The organism is Pseudoalteromonas luteoviolacea, assembly GCF_001750165.1.
In the GTDB taxonomy this organism is placed as follows: Bacteria; Pseudomonadota; Gammaproteobacteria; order Enterobacterales; family Alteromonadaceae; genus Pseudoalteromonas; species Pseudoalteromonas luteoviolacea_G.
Genome location: NZ_CP015411.1, coordinates 3,635,695 through 3,652,729, shown reverse-complemented (window position 1 = coordinate 3,652,729; position 17,035 = coordinate 3,635,695). Strand labels below are relative to the sequence as shown.

15 protein-coding genes and 1 tRNA gene are annotated in these 17,035 nt (G+C 41.3%); 11 read left to right on the top strand and 5 right to left on the bottom strand.

Features of this window, described 5'->3' with window-relative positions; genetic code table 11:
* The first annotated feature begins 95 nt into the window (after positions 1-95).
* From folP to S4054249_RS15415, 9 genes are all read left to right on the top strand, one after another.
* Positions 96-941 carry a dihydropteroate synthase gene (gene folP, locus S4054249_RS15455; protein WP_046354797.1) on the top strand — a complete coding sequence of 282 codons (846 nt, stop codon included), beginning with the start codon at positions 96-98 and terminating at the stop codon, positions 939-941.
* Entirely contained in the window at positions 938-2,278 is a 1,341-nt protein-coding gene (gene glmM, locus S4054249_RS15450; protein WP_046354798.1) for a phosphoglucosamine mutase, read from the top strand. The genes folP and glmM overlap by 4 nt, the downstream gene beginning before the upstream one ends.
* Positions 2,279-2,357: 79 nt before the next feature.
* Positions 2,358-3,101 (top strand): triose-phosphate isomerase, encoded by a 744-nt coding sequence (tpiA, locus tag S4054249_RS15445; RefSeq protein WP_046354799.1) that lies wholly within the window; start codon positions 2,358-2,360, stop codon positions 3,099-3,101.
* A gap of 4 nt (positions 3,102-3,105) precedes the next feature.
* A complete protein-coding gene (secG, locus tag S4054249_RS15440; RefSeq protein ID WP_046354800.1) occupies positions 3,106-3,444 on the top strand; it encodes a preprotein translocase subunit SecG in 339 nt (112 codons plus the stop codon).
* Between the two features lie 7 nt (positions 3,445-3,451).
* Positions 3,452-3,537: transfer RNA gene (locus tag S4054249_RS15435), tRNA-Leu, on the top strand.
* Between the two features lie 347 nt (positions 3,538-3,884).
* Entirely contained in the window at positions 3,885-6,071 is a 2,187-nt protein-coding gene (locus S4054249_RS15430; protein ID WP_046354801.1) for a TonB-dependent receptor, read from the top strand.
* A gap of 151 nt (positions 6,072-6,222) precedes the next feature.
* Positions 6,223-8,208, top strand: coding sequence for a UvrD-helicase domain-containing protein (locus S4054249_RS15425; protein WP_046354802.1), 1,986 nt, complete (start codon positions 6,223-6,225; stop codon positions 8,206-8,208).
* Between the two features lie 314 nt (positions 8,209-8,522).
* Positions 8,523-9,266: a hypothetical protein gene (locus tag S4054249_RS15420; protein ID WP_046354803.1), complete on the top strand. Its 744-nt coding sequence runs from the start codon at positions 8,523-8,525 to the stop codon at positions 9,264-9,266.
* Between the two features lie 101 nt (positions 9,267-9,367).
* Positions 9,368-9,595, top strand: coding sequence for a hypothetical protein (locus S4054249_RS15415; protein ID WP_046354804.1), 228 nt, complete (start codon positions 9,368-9,370; stop codon positions 9,593-9,595).
* A gap of 98 nt (positions 9,596-9,693) precedes the next feature.
* Here the strand turns inward: S4054249_RS15415 and S4054249_RS15410 are convergent, their stop codons facing one another.
* The 3 genes from S4054249_RS15410 to S4054249_RS15400 all read right to left on the bottom strand — a co-directional run bounded on the left by S4054249_RS15410 (position 9,694) and on the right by S4054249_RS15400 (position 13,771).
* The gene (locus tag S4054249_RS15410; protein ID WP_046354805.1) at positions 9,694-9,882 is read right to left on the bottom strand and encodes a hypothetical protein; all 189 of its coding nucleotides are present in this window, start codon (positions 9,880-9,882) and stop codon (positions 9,694-9,696) included.
* A gap of 258 nt (positions 9,883-10,140) precedes the next feature.
* Positions 10,141-12,660, bottom strand: coding sequence for a TonB-dependent receptor plug domain-containing protein (locus S4054249_RS15405; RefSeq protein ID WP_046354806.1), 2,520 nt, complete (start codon positions 12,658-12,660; stop codon positions 10,141-10,143).
* 271 nt (positions 12,661-12,931) lie between these two features.
* Entirely contained in the window at positions 12,932-13,771 is an 840-nt protein-coding gene (locus S4054249_RS15400) for a LytR/AlgR family response regulator transcription factor (RefSeq protein ID WP_046354807.1), read from the bottom strand.
* A 117-nt stretch (positions 13,772-13,888) separates the two neighbouring features.
* On the opposite strand from S4054249_RS15400, the gene S4054249_RS15395 reads away from it, so the two are divergent.
* Positions 13,889-15,061: an acyltransferase family protein gene (locus S4054249_RS15395; protein ID WP_052960867.1), complete on the top strand. Its 1,173-nt coding sequence runs from the start codon at positions 13,889-13,891 to the stop codon at positions 15,059-15,061.
* Positions 15,062-15,106: 45 nt separating this feature from the next.
* Here the strand turns inward: S4054249_RS15395 and S4054249_RS15390 are convergent, their stop codons facing one another.
* Together S4054249_RS15390 and queC are read right to left on the bottom strand one after the other, a co-directional pair.
* Positions 15,107-15,337 (bottom strand): hypothetical protein, encoded by a 231-nt coding sequence (locus tag S4054249_RS15390; RefSeq protein WP_046354809.1) that lies wholly within the window; start codon positions 15,335-15,337, stop codon positions 15,107-15,109.
* A 160-nt stretch (positions 15,338-15,497) separates the two neighbouring features.
* Positions 15,498-16,154, bottom strand: a complete 657-nt coding sequence (gene queC / locus S4054249_RS15385) for a 7-cyano-7-deazaguanine synthase QueC (protein ID WP_046354810.1) — start codon at positions 16,152-16,154, stop codon at positions 15,498-15,500.
* A gap of 146 nt (positions 16,155-16,300) precedes the next feature.
* Here queC and queE point away from each other — a divergent pair, with 146 nt between their 5' ends.
* On the top strand, positions 16,301-16,966 hold the full coding sequence (queE, locus tag S4054249_RS15380; RefSeq protein ID WP_046354811.1) for a 7-carboxy-7-deazaguanine synthase QueE: 666 nt from the start codon (positions 16,301-16,303) through the stop codon (positions 16,964-16,966).
* Positions 16,967-17,035 lie beyond the last annotated feature (69 nt).

Genomic DNA, 17,035 nt, shown 5'->3' with positions numbered 1-17,035 from the left:
TTTTCTCTGGCGAACTTTATTTTTAGTGAATCTAATCAATAATCTAGAAGGGGCAGATAAAGTATGCTTAGATACAATTAGCAGGAAGGTAACACATGTTTCAACTTTCATTACCCCGAGGTCGTACTTTAGACCTTTCTAGCCCACAAATAATGGGTATCGTTAACACAACTCCAGATTCATTTTCTGATGGCGGCAAGAATTACAAAAATGATAGCGCTGTCATAAACTCACTTTTGCTGCTCGATGAAGGCGCTACGATTTTAGATATCGGAGGCGAGTCAACTAGACCTGGTGCAGCTGATGTTGCACTAGATGAGGAGCTTGAACGCGTTATTCCTGTGATTGAAGGGATCCGAGCGAAGTCAGATTGTGTGATATCAATTGACACCAGTAAAGCAGAAGTCATGCGGCAAGCACTTCTTGCAGGTGCTGATATCATTAATGATGTAAGGGCATTGCGAGAGCCTGGTTGTTTATCAGTGGCTGCGCAATTTCCAGATGCACCAATTTGCCTTATGCACATGCAAGGGCAACCCAGAACGATGCAGCAGGCACCACAATATAATCATTTAATAAATGACATAAAAAGATTTTTTGATGAACGTATTGCTGCATGTGCAAAAGAAGGGGTAGAACGGACAAGATTAATATTAGACCCAGGCTTTGGGTTTGGTAAGTCACTTGAGCATAACTTTGAATTACTTGGCAAGTTTCATCAGTTTGCTGGTTTTAACTTGCCTGTCTTGGCAGGTCTGTCACGTAAGTCAATGTTTGGAAATTTATTAAATAGGGATACGAGTGAACGTTTACCTGCAAGTTTAGCGGGGGCTTTGATATGTGCGCAGCATGGTGCACATATCATACGCGTTCACGATGTAAAAGAGACCAATGATGTGCTGCGGGTATGGTCTGCAGCAAACCATGGAGTAACTAAATGACAACAAGAAAGTATTTTGGCACTGATGGTGTTAGAGGGCTCGTAGGTGAGTTCCCAATTACCCCTGAGTTCGCCTTAAAGTTAGGCTGGGCAGCAGGTAAAGTATTATCTAAGTCAGGCACGAAAAAAGTGATCATAGGTAAAGACACCAGAATTTCTGGCTATTTACTTGAGACGTCGCTAGAAGCTGGCTTAATCGCCGCCGGTATTGATGTGGTATTGCTTGGTCCAATGCCAACACCAGCGGTAGCATATTTAACACAAACATTCAGAGCTGAAGCTGGCATTGTTATCAGTGCTTCTCATAACCCTTATCATGACAATGGAATTAAATTCTTTGGTGGTAATGGTAAGAAGTTGGACGATGCTGTTGAGTTAGAAATAGAGGCTATGCTCGATGAGCCAATGACATGTGTTCCTTCAGAGCAGTTAGGAAAAGCACGTCGTTTGGACAGTGCAAGTGGTCGATATATCGAGTTTTGTAAAAGTCAGTTTCCGAAAGAGTACTCTCTAGAAGGACTGAAAATCGTACTGGATTGCGCTAATGGCGCTACATATCATATTGCACCTTCGGTAATGCAAGAGCTTGGTGCTGACGTGATCACAACAGCATGTGAACCGGATGGGGTGAATATTAATGCGCAGTGTGGTGCAACACACGTTGATGCGCTTAAACGCCAGGTTTTAGAGCACAAAGCAGACGTTGGCATTGCATATGACGGTGACGGTGACCGAGTAATGATGGTTGATCATAATGGTCGCGTTTTTGATGGCGATGACATTGTTTACATTGCTGCATTACAGGCTAAATTTAATGGCACGCTCAAAGGCGGTGTCGTCGGCACGGTAATGTCAAATATGGGGTTAGAAAATGCGTTAAAAGCACAAGATATCCCATTCTTACGCAGTAAAGTTGGCGATCGTTATGTATTGGAGCTACTAATCCAAGAAGGCTGGAACATTGGCGGCGAAAGTTCAGGGCATGTATTGAATCTTGACTTGATTGCAACGGGTGATGGAATTATTTCCAGCCTACAAGTACTGGCAGCCATGGTGGCACAAAATAAAACGCTCAAAGATCTGGGCACTGGCTTTACCAAATACCCAATGAATATGATCAACGTTCGCTACAAAAAGGGTACTGACCCTGTAAGCAATGAAGCCGTGCAGGCCGCTGTTAAAGACGTTGAAGCAAAACTTGATGGTAAGGGAAGAGTACTACTTCGTAAGTCTGGTACAGAGCCTGTTGTACGTGTCATGGTTGAAGCTGAGCAAGAGAAACAAGTAATCGATTTTTCTCAGCAAATCGCAGAAGTTGTTGAATCTGTGAGCAATTAAACCATAAAGCTAAAATTTTTCTTGTAACTTAGGGTGAGTAGCGTTAGTATCTCACCCGCTTTCTGACGCGGAGTATCGAATGTTGAAAAGAAAGCCTATGGTGGCGGGTAATTGGAAAATGAACGGTTCAGTAGAATTAGTTCAGTCAATTACAAGCGCAGTTAAAAACGTCAATAACCAAGATGTTGAGATTGTTGTGTTCCCACCAACTGCACTGTTAAGTAACGTGGTTGCGTCAGGCGTAGTCGCAGGAGTGCAGACAATTTCAGAGCACGAAAAAGGTGCCTATACTGGTGAGGCTCAAGCTTCTTTGGTAAAAGCTCTTGGCGCGGAATATACGCTAGTTGGTCACTCTGAAAGAAGAACTATTTTTGGTGAGTCTAATGAAGACGTTGCCAATAAGTTTGCTCAAGCTCAGATTAATAAGTTGACGCCAATCTTATGTGTTGGTGAAACAGAAAATCAAAGAGAGCAAGGGCAGACTGAAGAAGTCGTTGCAGGCCAAATAATCGCTGTAATTGACAAATTAGGTATAGCATCACTAGCTAACTCTGTGATAGCATACGAGCCTGTTTGGGCTATAGGGACTGGTAAAACAGCTACCCCAGAGCAAGCCCAAGCGGTACACAAGTTTATAAGAGATTTAGTGTCTAAATATGACGCTGAAATTTCTGAAACGCTACAAATACTGTATGGTGGTAGCGTTAATGAAAGTAATAGTGAATTATTGTTCGCACAAGCAGATATTGATGGTGGTTTAATTGGTGGCGCAAGCCTAAAACCAGACTCATTCTCATCTATCTGTGAGAGTGCAAAAGGATAAGTAAATGTACGAAATTCTTTTGGTTGTCTACTTAGTCGTTGCTTTAGCGTTGGTTGGAATGATTTTGATTCAACAAGGTAAAGGTGCCGACATGGGCTCTTCTTTTGGAGCAGGTGCATCAGCAACCGTTTTCGGTTCGTCAGGTGCAGGCAACTTTATGACTAAAACAACAACAGTACTTGCAACCGTGTTTTTCGTGTTAAGTATTGCACTAGGTAATCTTACAGCCGGTCAGATTAAGCAAACCGACCAGTGGGAAAACCTTGAAGCTCCTGCGGCAACAACTGTCCCAGCAGCAAGTGACGTTCCAGCTTCTAACAAAGAGTCTGACGTACCAAACTAAAAGATTTGCGAATGTGGTGGAATTGGTAGACACGCCATCTTGAGGGGGTGGTGAGCTATGCTCGTGGGGGTTCAAGTCCCCCCATTCGCACCAAGTCATAAACCCGTAGCTTACAGCTACGGGTTTTTTGTTTTCTACCTACCTAATTCTCATTCGATTTTGTGCGCTGCATTTTGTGCCAATTAGACTTCCTTTATTGACTTAAATGATAAACCTTATTTTGTTTTTTGTGTAACATTATCGTTTATATTGGGTAAAAAATTCTCAAATGAATATATTTATAAAGTTTTTATTTAGTTTTATACACTAAATCGGTATAATGGCCTTCCAGAGGAAAGAGGTGCGTATTACGCATCTTTTTTTATGTCTGTTTTTTATACAGTCATGAGCTACCAGCCTGCCTCAGGCTGATCACACACGGCGATTCCTTTGGAGATTTTATGACAACAGTTTTACCACGCGTTGGTCTATCTGCGCTAAGTGCTGCGATATTATCCGCAGTCAGTTTACCCACCTTTGCAGCTGAAGATACACAGGCTAAGAATAATACCTTTGAAAAAATTGAGGTAACGGCTCGTAAACGGACAGAAAGCCTATTTGAAACACCAACAGCGATCACATCTATCGGCTCAGACGCTATTGAAAAAGGCAATATGAGTAATTTAGATGATATTGGTAAATTTGTTCCAAACCTAAACATCACCCGCTATGGGGTGGGTAATGCCGCACACGCGTCAGTATTCATTCGAGGCATCGGCTTACAAGATCATGTTATTACAACTGACCCTGGTGTGGGTGTGTATGTTGATGGTGTGTATTTAGGTCGTCAGATGGGGTCTAACTTATCTTTACCAAATATCGAGCGTGTTGAGGTATTACGTGGACCTCAAGGTACTTTGTATGGTCGTAACACTTTAGGTGGCGCCGTCAATATCATTACCAAAAAACCTGGAAGTGAGGACATTGTGCGCGTTGAGTCAAAAGTGGGCTCTCGAGGCAGATTGGGTGGCGATATTTACACCAACCAAACCATCAATGATGAATGGAGCTTTGCTGCCAACGCCTCGTACAAAGAGCGTAATGGTGTTGGCCATGCTGTTAACCTAATAAATCCAGAAAAAGAGATTGGTGAAGAACAAGAAATGAGCGGCCGTTTAGCTGTTAAGTGGCAGCCTAGCAGCGACTTTAGTCTGAACGTTGCTGTAGATGCGGTAGACAATGAATCAGGCCAATCTCCTTATACCATTGAAGTAACTGGCGGCCTTGATCCAGAAGAGCCAAAGAACGGTGACTTTCCTCTGTTGAAGGAAAGTATGTTACCTGAAAACCCTGATGATTTAGGTTCAACGGTAGCAGGCATTGAAAGTACAGATTACTCAGGGTGGGGCGCATCGGTAATTGCCGATTGGCAAGTTAATGACGAATATGCAGTTAAATTCATCACCAGTAAGCGCAGTTCTGATTATACCGGTGGTCTTGATGATGACGGTACACCACTTCATTTATCTGAATTCCCCGAAGAAGGCGGTGCCGATCAGTTCTCCGTTGAATTTCAATTAAATGGTACATTTGATACTTGGGACTTTGTTTCGGGTTTGTACTACTTTAATGAAGATGGTTTCACAGCTTCAGCGCCGTATGTATATTCGCCTTACAATACACCTACGACAGCGGGTGCTTTTCGTATTGAGCAAGAAACTGACTCGTATGCAGCTTACTTTAATGCAAGCTTTGATATCACTGAGCAACTGAGCTTAGGTGGCGGGTTAAGGTACTCCGAGGACGCTAAAGATGCGACGGCTGATTTCACTTGGTTTAAAAAAAATGCAACGGCAGAGTTTGATGAAGTAACTTGGGATGTGAATGCGGCATATCAATTAAACCGTGATATGAATGTGTACGCACAAATACAAAAAGGCTACCAAAGCGGTGGTTTTCCTCCACGCCCCTTTAGTGGTGGAGATGCATTTGTCTCATTTGATGAAACTAAAGCGCTAAACTATGAGGTTGGTTTTAAAGGTCAAGTCCATGACCGCATTTCTATGATGGTTGCGTTATTTGTAACAGATTACACAGACTTGGCATTACCATTCAATGACCCTTCAAATGGATTCAATACTTACATTGAAAATGCGGGTGAGTCACGTGCGCAAGGAATTGAGCTTGAAACGACAGTGGCTGTGACAGATGATTTCAGTATCCGCAGCTCAGTGGGGTACCTCGATTCGGAAATTACTCATGTTGATGATGGCGTGAAAGGGATCGCAGTAGGCAATTCTCCTGCATTGACGCCACGCTGGACAGTTATGGTTGCTCCTTCATACTTTATTGACCTCGACTCAGGTGCGACCGTTGCGGTGAATGCAAGTTACTCTTACCGTTCAGATATGCAAGGTCAATCTGTAAATAATCCAAATGAGTTTATCGAGTCTCGGGAGCTATTTGGTTTTAATATTTCTTATACTAACAGTGAAGGCGATACAGAAATTACTGTGTATGGTGAAAATGTATTTAACGAAGTATATGACGTTGGTCGTTTGCAGCAAACTGGCTTTGTTGGCGTGATGCGCAGCAATGACAGAAGCGAATTTGGTTTGAAGTTTAGAAAAGACTTCTGGTTAGATTAAGAAAATTAGATAGGCCAGCATATGCTGGCCTGTTATTCTTTTTGTGAGTGGGGATTCATCTACTATTTACCCATAGCCATTGAATAATCAATGACAGCCTAGCTCTATTACCCTAAACTCTCCTTTATATTGAAGTTATCTAGAAGATTTGATGCAGTTTACAGTTCATACACTATCACGGATTATGGATGGCATTAGTACCATGTCTGTCTCTAGCAAGGGCATTGTGATAGAAACGAAATCGATTAAGAAACTGTATACATGGCAGGTGCAATCTCAACCGCCTGTCGTACTTAATGGCAAAATTACACCCAAAATTCATGTCTTTTCGTCTGACTCGAGCTTTAAAATACGCATTCAGGCCTGCGATATAGAAAAAGCCCAATTTGAATTACAAAAACTTTGGCTAAGATCCCATGTTACTAAATTACAGCAAAGTATTATTAAATTGGAGGCTTTGCTTGAGAGACGTTATTTGTCCCATGACTTGCTAGCGACAGCACAGCGTATGACGGCTGAACTCGCAAGCTATTGGCTTAGCTGGTCTTTAGATAAACGCTTTGAATCGCATCTAGCTCAAACTCGGTTTACCTTAGAAGAAGTGCACACTTGGCAGCAGCAAGATATTGAAGAGTTCAGAGAAGCATTCATTAAACAGCAACTATATGATTATGAAACATATTTTAACTCAGTTGCATCCCATCCTTTGACGATGGCGCAGCGGCGAGCATGCGTCGTTGTTGATGAGAGACAACTCTTGTTAGCGGGTGCTGGCACCGGTAAAACGAGTGTGATGATTGCAAAAGTGGGCTATTTATTGGCGGCAAAGCTTGCAACAAGCGAGCAAATTTTGATGCTAGCTTATGGTAAAGACGCTGCTGATGAAATGCACCAAAGGCTTAAAGCGGCAAAATTCGATGCCACTTGTCGTACATTTCATAGTTTGGGTACTTATATCTTGAGCCAAGTAGAAGGTAAGCCTCCAACATTATCTGCGTTGTGTCAAAACGTCAGGAAAAAGCACGACTTTATCCACGAAACAGTCGTATCTCTTTGCCAGGATCTTGGTTATAGGCAGCGCTTAATCAGTTTGCTGAAGTCACACTTTAATCATGAATGTACAGAATCAGACATAGACTTTTCATCGGATGCTGTTATGCGGTTGGTAACATTGTTTGGAGATTTGATTGGGCTGTACAAACAGGCATCGAGTTTAGGCAATTTGCAAAACGTAGAAGCGCAGTATGAACGTTTCCTGCATGTTTTTCGGCCCGTGATGACGGAGTATCAGCTGTACTTAAATAATGAGCAAACCATAGATTACGATGACATGATAAATCGGGCGACTAAATATGTTAGGGAAGGGCGTTTTAAAAGCCCGTGGGTACATATTTTGGTCGATGAATTTCAGGATATTTCAGCTGTAAGATCACAGTTGGTTAAAGCATTATTGGCACAGTATAAGCGAAGTTATTTATTCGCAGTTGGGGATGATTGGCAGTCAATTTATCGTTTTAATGGTGCAGATCTTACTTTGACTACTCATTTTGCCAAACATTTTGGTCCCTCAACTGTGATGCAGTTAGACAAAACGTTTCGTTACGGACAAGATTTGTTAGATCTTGCCAGCCATTTTGTTTGTCAAAACCCATTACAAATCGTCAAACAAGTACGTGCTCAAACAGTCTCTGATACACCTTCTGTTGTGGTCACCCCCGAAATGTCAGCCAACGCTTACACTATGGTGATCAAAAAAATAGCATCATCGTCTTCGGCGCTCACTTCAGTGATGATCCTTGCCCGCTATCATAAGCAACTCCCTTCTAAAGAAGCGCTGATGTTATTAAATCAGCAGTATGAACACCTAGAAATTGTAGCGATGACCTTTCATGCAGCAAAGGGTAAAGAGGCTGACTTTACAATTTTGACGGGGTTAGACAAAAGTGCTGTGCCAGCAGCACGGCAGAATGACCGCATTATAGATGCGTTTCTTCCTAAACAGGAAGCTTACCCAAATGCTGAAGAACGCCGTTTGTTTTATGTGGCATTGACCCGTGCAAAACGCCAAGCGTTTGTTATGTCACCTAGCTCTCCTAGCCAGTTTATCAGTGAGCTCAATTCCCATTTATCAACATGAAGATGCTTTATTAGACAATATAACAACAACTTGAGCATATGATGTGTGCAGGTATGTGCTGTTTTATAAGGTTGATAGTTGGCTCTCTAATTCAAAATATAGACTCTTTGCTATTATCAACACAGGGCTGATTGTTGTGCCAGTTAAGGTAACTAAATCCGACGACATTATAGTAGCGAGCGTGATATTAGAGTCACTACACGACACGATATCAAACGTTTTTCGATACAATTCAATTCAGTATGTAGAGGTGTGGTTGTTTTTTGTTCAGTTAAGCTATAGAAAGGAGTGAACGACGTAAATGTAATGCATGAATGAATATCGTAATTGCTTTTTTAGAGATTAAACTGTCCATCAAATACGTGATCATTTTACTATTTGGTTTTTATTTAGCAGTGGCAACCATCGAGCCTGACTCAAAGACGCATGAGACTGAAGATATAAGGTTAGATTTATGTTTAACCGCAAATGCTCATCAGCAAACGAATACAGATGTAAGTCATTCAACAACCGTACAGCCAGTTACTGTTGATAATCCCGTGCGTTCCCCATTATTTAGTTCGCCTTATACATCGTATCAGTCTCCTCGTTTGCATAAAATTGAACAAGAAACTTCACAAGTGAGTATTACTGCATTGGAATCTGCGCTTGCCGTGAAGGATTTTGAACTTTATTTACAATTACTACAAAGCCAAAAAGAAAGCCGAACAAATGCCTTTGAATTATTTGCTGATGAGCCTGTGGATCATGACTGGGCACAATCACAAGAATACGAGTATAGCGAGTTATTAAATCAAGACGTATTGAGCAGTTATCCATTTGAGGAAGTTCAGTGCCGTAGTAATCAATGTGCCATTAAGGTGTTTGTGCAAAGTGATGATGAAATTCGAACACTGTCTAAAGATTTGAATTCAGTGTTGGACCAGCAATCAAAAGGGCAGGGTGCATTGCCAGTAATGATTGAGCGAGATCCTAATACTGAGCAGTTAACAGTTTATATAGCCAGGACTATGCAGGGGTTTAATTTATCTGGTCAAGGTGCTGGCAATATAAAGTAAGCGCCCAATAAGCGGGCAGTGGTTGTATAAGTACGACGTTAATAGAAGACATAAGTAATTATAGACTTAACTACTACTCATAATATTTAAGGAGAAAAAACATGTATAAGGTTTTAAAAGCAACACTCATGGCAGGCTTGTTAGCAGCGTCAGGGCAAGCACTTGCATGGACTTCAAATGATCCGAGTTTCAATGATAATTGCAGTTGGCGGCTAGTGAAAGTTCACCGTTACACCGGGTTTTATGGAGAAGAGTACAAAGCAAACGGTTCATGCAAGTATCAAAATAAGTTTCTTAACTACAGAAATTATATGATTAACTATTGGTAATTATCAAAAAGCTTAATCAGTTGATTTCTAATCAGCCACGTTATAATTGCGCGCTTTAATGCTTGCTTAAAATTGCGCGCAACATATTAATTATGTGATTAACACTCGTGCGAGTATATTTCACATGGTCTACCAGGACCTTGTTGAGTCCAGCAAACACCATCAGTGTTACAAACATCAACACTGAGGCCAAAACCCCCACCAATTTGTGGTGTTGCGTTTTTAGGTAATGCATGCTTGTCAGTGGTTAGCTTTTTGATACTTTTTTTATTTAGCTTTAAGTTCATAATAAGCGTCCTTCTCTTGATTAATATGATTTTTTTTAATGCTTATACTTCAAAGTACTAAATATTTAAAATTAGATATTTCACTATGATTTTTTATATTTAATAACTAAGATTACTAGCATTAATTTATTTTTAGCACATAAATTAAACTAAAGGCAAGCGGGTTTTTTATACAGATGGGGAAATTGATATTATTTTCTGTGTAAACTTTACGAAAGTTGTCGCCAGCATGTTTATACCGGCGACAATTTATGGCGATTAAAAGTCAAATGATACTTTTGCGTAAACAAATCGGCCATCGGTATTATAAGCAGAGAATGCCGAATATGGGAAAATCTGATTAAAGTTACTAAATCCGATATTACCAACAGTATCTTGTGGGTATTGGTCAAATAGATTGTTTGCACCAACAGCGACGCGCCATTGCTCAGTCATTTGATAAGCCACTTCTAAGTCTGTAATCCATTTTGCATCCAGCACTTCGTCTTTTTCAATGGTGCTTGATGAATCTGTTGTTTCACCATAACGTGTCGCTTTTAACATTGCAGTCCAATCGTGATATTGCCATGTTGCGACTAGGTTGAGTTTGTCTTTAGGTGTACCATCTTCGAATCGAGCAATTTCTCTACGAGCAAAGTATTGATATTCATCGCCTAAGGCTTCTAGTTCAGCTGGGTTGTCTTTAACATGCGTGACTTCTGTATCATTAAGGTTCAAAGCAGCACTTAAGCTCAGTTCACCTAAGTCACTTAAATCAAAGCTATAAGTTGCGACAATATCAACACCCTGTGTGCGAGAGTCAATGGCATTGGTAAAGTATCTCACACGCTGTACATTATGCTCACCCGCGCTTTTCAAAATGTCTTCAACAGCATCACCGCTCAAGTTTTCTGATAATACAATGCGGTCGTCAATATCAATTCGATATGCATCGACAGTAAAGCTGAAAGCATCATAAGTATAAATAAAACCAGCTGTGAAATTGATTGATTCTTCGGCATCAAGTGCTCGTGCACCCAGTGCCTGTGCCGCTGGTGTATCTACAGGAAATAAACCCACTTCATTTGGTATGCCATTTTCGAATACAGTACTGACTGACTTATATGTCGATTGTGCAAGTGAAGGTGCTCTAAACCCAGTGCTAATCGCCCCTCTAAATGATAGGGCGTCATTAAACTCATAACGCGTGGCAAGTTTACCAGTCAATGTAGAGCCAAAATCGCTGTAATCTTCAAAGCGTGCTGCAACAACAAGGTTCCATTTTGCCGTTAAATAGGTATCAAGCTCTGTGAATACAGCAATATTGTGACGAGATTCATCAACCGCGCTTGCCGGTGAAAAGCCGGCCATAACTTGTGCGCCACCTGCGGCAACAGGGATACCTTGCGCATCTAAAACGGTGAGGTAGGAGGCCTCTTCTCCGGCTTTAATCTGGTATGACTCATTACGATATTCAGCACCTACGGTGATGAATACTTCTTCATATAAGCCTAAATCAATGCTGTTTTTAGCATCGAAGTTTAGTGTTAATTGATCATAGACTAAGTCACCATTGTCAAAGTCTGTTGGGCTTTGTGCACCCATTGATGTATTTAAGCTGTTTGTTACACCAAAGCTAAATTGGTTACGGCCGTAGTTAATACTGCTATCCAAGTCCCAACCTGCTGTATGCGATGTGATACCTGCTGCAACTGCAAAGTCGTCTACTTGTGTGGTGATCTGTGGTAAAAATCCATTAGGGTATATTTCAACAACGTTTCTGCCATCTTGTGGGCGACGGAAGAAGCCGCCTGAGTTACCTTCGCGTTCTGAGTAGCTACCAAAAGAGTATAGCGATAATGTATCGCTAAGGTCATATCCTGCGTTGTAAAAGAAAGCGACATCTTCTATATCCGCTTTACCAAACCTGTGGTTATATCGCTCGGCATCAAATTCTCTTGGGTCAAAATGACCAGCATCGTCTTTGGCATATTGCGTGCGTGGGTCAAATCCAGAACGGTTAGAAGGCGCTTTGTTACGCATCTCAGCACTTAAATGAACAAATCCATTATCACCAAGAGGCAGACCGATATTGCCACTTAAAGTACTCGTATTACCGTCGCTGATGCGGCGATCTTCACCAAGGTCAAATGCCAGCTCGCCATCATCACCTTGATATACGCGCTCTAATTGCTTTGCCCCAGCCATTTGGGTGTCATATTTACCATAGGTAAAGTTGAGTGATCCGCCTTCGTCGGCGTCTTTTAACACAATATTAATGACACCAGCAATGGCATCCGAGCCGTACTGTGCTGCAGCGCCATCTCTAAGTACTTCAATTCGCTTAATCGCCGCAGTTGGGATCATATTTAAATCAACAGCAGAGGAGCCACGGCCAACGGTACCATTTAGATTCAACAGGGCACTTGAGTGACGACGCTTACCATTAACCAGTACGAGCGTATGATCTGGTGCCAAACCTCTTAAAACAGCTGGGCGGGCATGATCTGTGCCATCTGCTAGTTGTGAATTAGGGAAGTTAAAGCTAGGAACTAGGGTGGCCAAAACTTGGCTTAATTCAAGCTGACCAGAGCTGTTAATTTCATCTAAGCTGATGATATCTACTGGTACCGTGCTTTCAGCTATGCTGCGTAAGCTGCGTCTGGTACCCGTGACTTCGATGACTTCTGGCTTTAGCTCAGGAGACTGGCTTGATGATGCGTGTGCCTTAAATGTGAAAGCAGGTGCAGAAGCTAATATCAGGCTAACTGACGCTGCCAAGAAGCTTGGTTTTAACATTGTATATCCTAGCGAGTTGATTTCGGTATTCTGAGAAGCTCAATGAATGAGACTAATTCTTTTATAGAGGAGGGGATACTAAAGAGTAATTTATGCGTCGTTAAATTCATTTTTGTTATAGTTTATAACTTCTAACTTTTGGCTATTTTCTTAGAAAGATAGCGCTACCAATTGGTTGCAAATAATTAATAAAATTAAATGGTTTGGTGTCTTTTGTGGTTAATTTTAACATTTCCCAGATTGTTTATATTTGGAATATGGTATTATTTTTCTACAGAGTTGCTTTGTATGCTTTTCTAAATTCCTCCTTATATCGTCTTGATAAATTAATTTCATCCCCTAAAATTAAGGTGATGACGCCATCGCCACTAGATGTATAGCGCACCGACTCGATGACTTGGTTATTGATAGCAAAACTACGATGGACGCGTGTTACATGTCTATCTTCTAATTCGGAGCATAGGCGGTTTAGTGTGTGTCTCAATGGGTAAACTCGGCCTCGGCTATGCAAATTAACGTAGTTACCACACGCTTCATACCACTCGATATCAGCTACTTTGACTTGGTATTCGCTACCTTGTTTTTTAACGATAAATTGCGTGATTGGTACTGTGGTTTCTTGCTGTTCCAGAGTGTGTAGTCGTGTCCTAGTTATCCATTTTGCGCAGTGGTAACAGGCTAGGAGACTGATGTAAGTAAGTGCATCTTTACGATATTCGTAAAAAAACTCAGTGGCGTAATTTCCAAAGTCATAGTTTTTCCCCACTAAGGCATATACGCCGTGTCGGTATAAGACCATAAGCAGCACATGACAGGTAGAAAATAAAAAAGAGAGACCTATGTGCATAATCAGTTGGTTCAAAAGCCCATTCGCACATGGAGGAAGTCGCTTAAATACAATAAATAGGGCGGGCAGCAATAAGAATAATGACAGGGCGCTTGAGTATTGCCAAACAAAGGGCTCCCAGAGTTGGATGGTTGGTGAGCCATTTCTGTTGTGTTCTGTCCAACTTGAGAACGCATTGATGGTGTTGTTAATCAAAACATAGAGCACAATGGCGGCATAACCACACCAAGTTGTATGTTGCTTTATGATTTTTGTTATCGACATCCCAGCTTATCCCTGATCCCCACCGCTTATCACTATATTTATGCATTTCAATAAGCTAGATGATTTACTTCGAGCATTATTTAAACATATATACACCTTAATGTAATCGGGGGACGCATGATTGAGTCGAATTTTTCTCGGCAATGGTATTTAGACTGGGTAAGAGCATGGGCGTTTGCAGTACTCATTTTATATCATGTCGGGATGTATTATGTAGAAGGGTGGGCGTTTCATATTAAAAGCGCGAACACTTCTGTGTTATTACAAGATGTGATGTTGCTAACTAACCCTTGGCGCATGTCTTTACTGTTCTTTATTTCGGGGATTGTATTTGCTTACTGCGAACAAAAGATGTCTACTTGGGCCTTATTCAAGGCGAAGTTTATTCGCCTGTTTATACCGCTGGTATTTTCCATGTATATCGTGGTTGCGCCGCAATTGTATCTAGAAGCGTCTGGCAAGGGGCTGGTAGATATGACATTTATTGAGTTTTGGTTAGCGTATATCAACCCCAATACGTTACTGTTACCTGAATATCAATCTATCATCGGGTTATTAACATGGAATCACCTGTGGTTTTTAGCTTATTTATGGACATATTGCGTCTGTTTGTTACTGATCTTTAAACTGCTTCCCGTTCACCATTTCTTTCAGTCATATGTAACACGATTATCGCCAGCGTTTGTATTTGTGCTTGTGGTCAGCTTTACTTTTTGTATCTGGATCAGTCTGCGCGCTAATTTCCCTTCAACACATGCATTGCTTGATGACTGGTATAATCATGGGAAGTACTTTTTCGTCTTTTTTTCAGGATACGGCTTTGCGCAATTGCCTCGACTTAAAGCTAATGTGATTGCGCAGCGGCATACTTGGTTGATACTTGCCTTATTGGGATATAGCTTAATTATTTTTGATAAACATGGGTATTTCTATGGGCTTGCGCAGTATTTTGATAAGAGTGTATGGGTAAAAAGCGTGTATGGCGTGATATTCAGTATCAATCACTGGGCATGGATATTGATGCTGATTGGCTACGGTGCAAAGTATTTGAATAAGCCTAGTGGTAAGTTAGCGTATGCAACAGGGGCTATGTTGCCTTGGTATATACTACACCAAACATTCATTATGATTGCTGCTGTTTGGCTTAAGCCCTACAGTCTTTCAATCATTTGGGAAGGAATACTGATTGTTTTGTTCACGGTAATGGGGTGCTATGTGGGGTTTGAGATAATAAAGCGCTCTGGTCCAGTTAAAATACTTTTTGGTGTACCTAACCTGTCTAAAGAATAAAGCGGTGTTTACATTGCGCCAGCAATATTGCTGGCGTACTGTGGATTAAAGGCTTTTAATTTTTTTATCTACCTGATAGCCCTCGTCCGTTACAATGCTTTCTAGTACTGCAACACGCTCTTTTAAATGCGCGATTTCCGTTTTGAGCTGATCGCTTTCTTGCTTGTTGATACCGCTTTGTTTTTTGGCTTGTAAATACTTACTGTATAAATCACTTATTACGCCGAAGCCTACACTTACAAGCACGATCAAAAATACCATAGTAGTACCAGACATAAGACCAATCTCCTTAACTTGATTTGCTTTAATCATAGTTGATATTTGTGTTGAGTATAGTGACAAGTGTCAGATTAAATGTAAGAGAAAGTGAAAGAGAAGAAAGGAAAGGGGGTGTTTTGCTATACCCATTAAGAATTAGGGTATAGCAAATTCAGAACTATTCGTATGGTAGCGGGTCTGTTGCATTGTTGAGTTCAAATGCTTCCAAGCGCTCTTGGCAAGCACCACATTTACCACAGGCTTTTTCGCGGCCGTTATAACAGGTCCATGTATGGCTGTAGTCTAAGCCCATCTTTAGACCGTCGGTTAAGATATCTATTTTGGTGTTATTTAAATAAGGGCATACGATTGCGACTTCATCATAATTGGCAATGCGGCATACGTCGTCCATTTTTTTCACAAACTCAGGTCTACAATCTGGATAGATAGCGTGGTCACCTGAATGTGCACCATAAAATACTTTATTGGCTTTTAAAGAGACGGCATAGCCAACTGCCAGTGAAAGCAAAATCATATTGCGATTAGGCACTATGGTGCTCTTCATGCTTTCTTCTTCGTAGTGACCTTCCGGTACTTCGATGTCATCGGTTAGCGATGAACCAGCAAGAAGCTGATTGATTGCGGATATATCAACAATTTTATGTGCTACGTTTAAACTGTCACAGACATTTTTAGCGACTTCTAGTTCTTTGACATGTCGTTGTCCATAGTTGAAAGACAGCGCATAGACTTCATGACCCTCTTGTAGGGCTTTGTTTAGCACGGTGTAAGAATCCATGCCACCAGAATAGATAACAACGACTTTTTCGCTCATTAGAGATACCTCGGATAAATGCCTCAGGTTTTGCCTCGATTTTAATAGAGGTTTGCTTCAGGGCGCGATATACTACACGGCCGCTGAAAAAATGACAATTTTAGCAGGTTATTTTCGCAAAATATATTGAGTAGTTTGGAGCTGTTTTGTACAAGATTAATGAAGTTTTTGAAACCATCCAAGGTGAAGCAAGCTTTACGGGTACCCCCTCTATTTTTGTTCGCTTACAAGGTTGCCCTGTGGGCTGTGCTTGGTGTGATACAAAGCAGACTTGGGATGTGAACCCAACATATTTGGTAAGCTTGGATAAAACAGTTGAGAAAAAGGCTGACTCAGAGTGGTGGGCCAATGCAACACCGCAAGAAATAATCGCTATTTTCGAGGAGCGCAACTATACCGCTAAACATATTGTCATCACAGGTGGCGAGCCCTGTATGTATGACTTGAATGATCTGTGTAACTCACTACATGAGGCAGGATACACTACACAGGTCGAGACGAGTGGCACGTTTGAAATTTTGGTACCGAAAGAAACTTGGGTGACGGTTTCACCTAAGATTAATATGCGTGGTGGATATGACGTACTGACATCGGCCATGCAAAGAGCGGATGAGATAAAACACCCAGTTGCCATGCAAAAGCACATTGATGAGCTTGAAGTCTTGTTTGAACAAACAGGTGTAAGACCTAAGTTGATTTATTTGCAGCCGATCAGCCAAAAGGCGAAGGCGACTAAGTTAGCCATAGATACATGCGTTAAGAAAAATTGGCGACTATCAATTCAGGTACACAAATATATCGGTATTAACTAGTTCTAAGATGAGTACCTCGGCTATGTATAGCGGATATATTTAATCGGCTTGAACAAACAATTGAAGCGG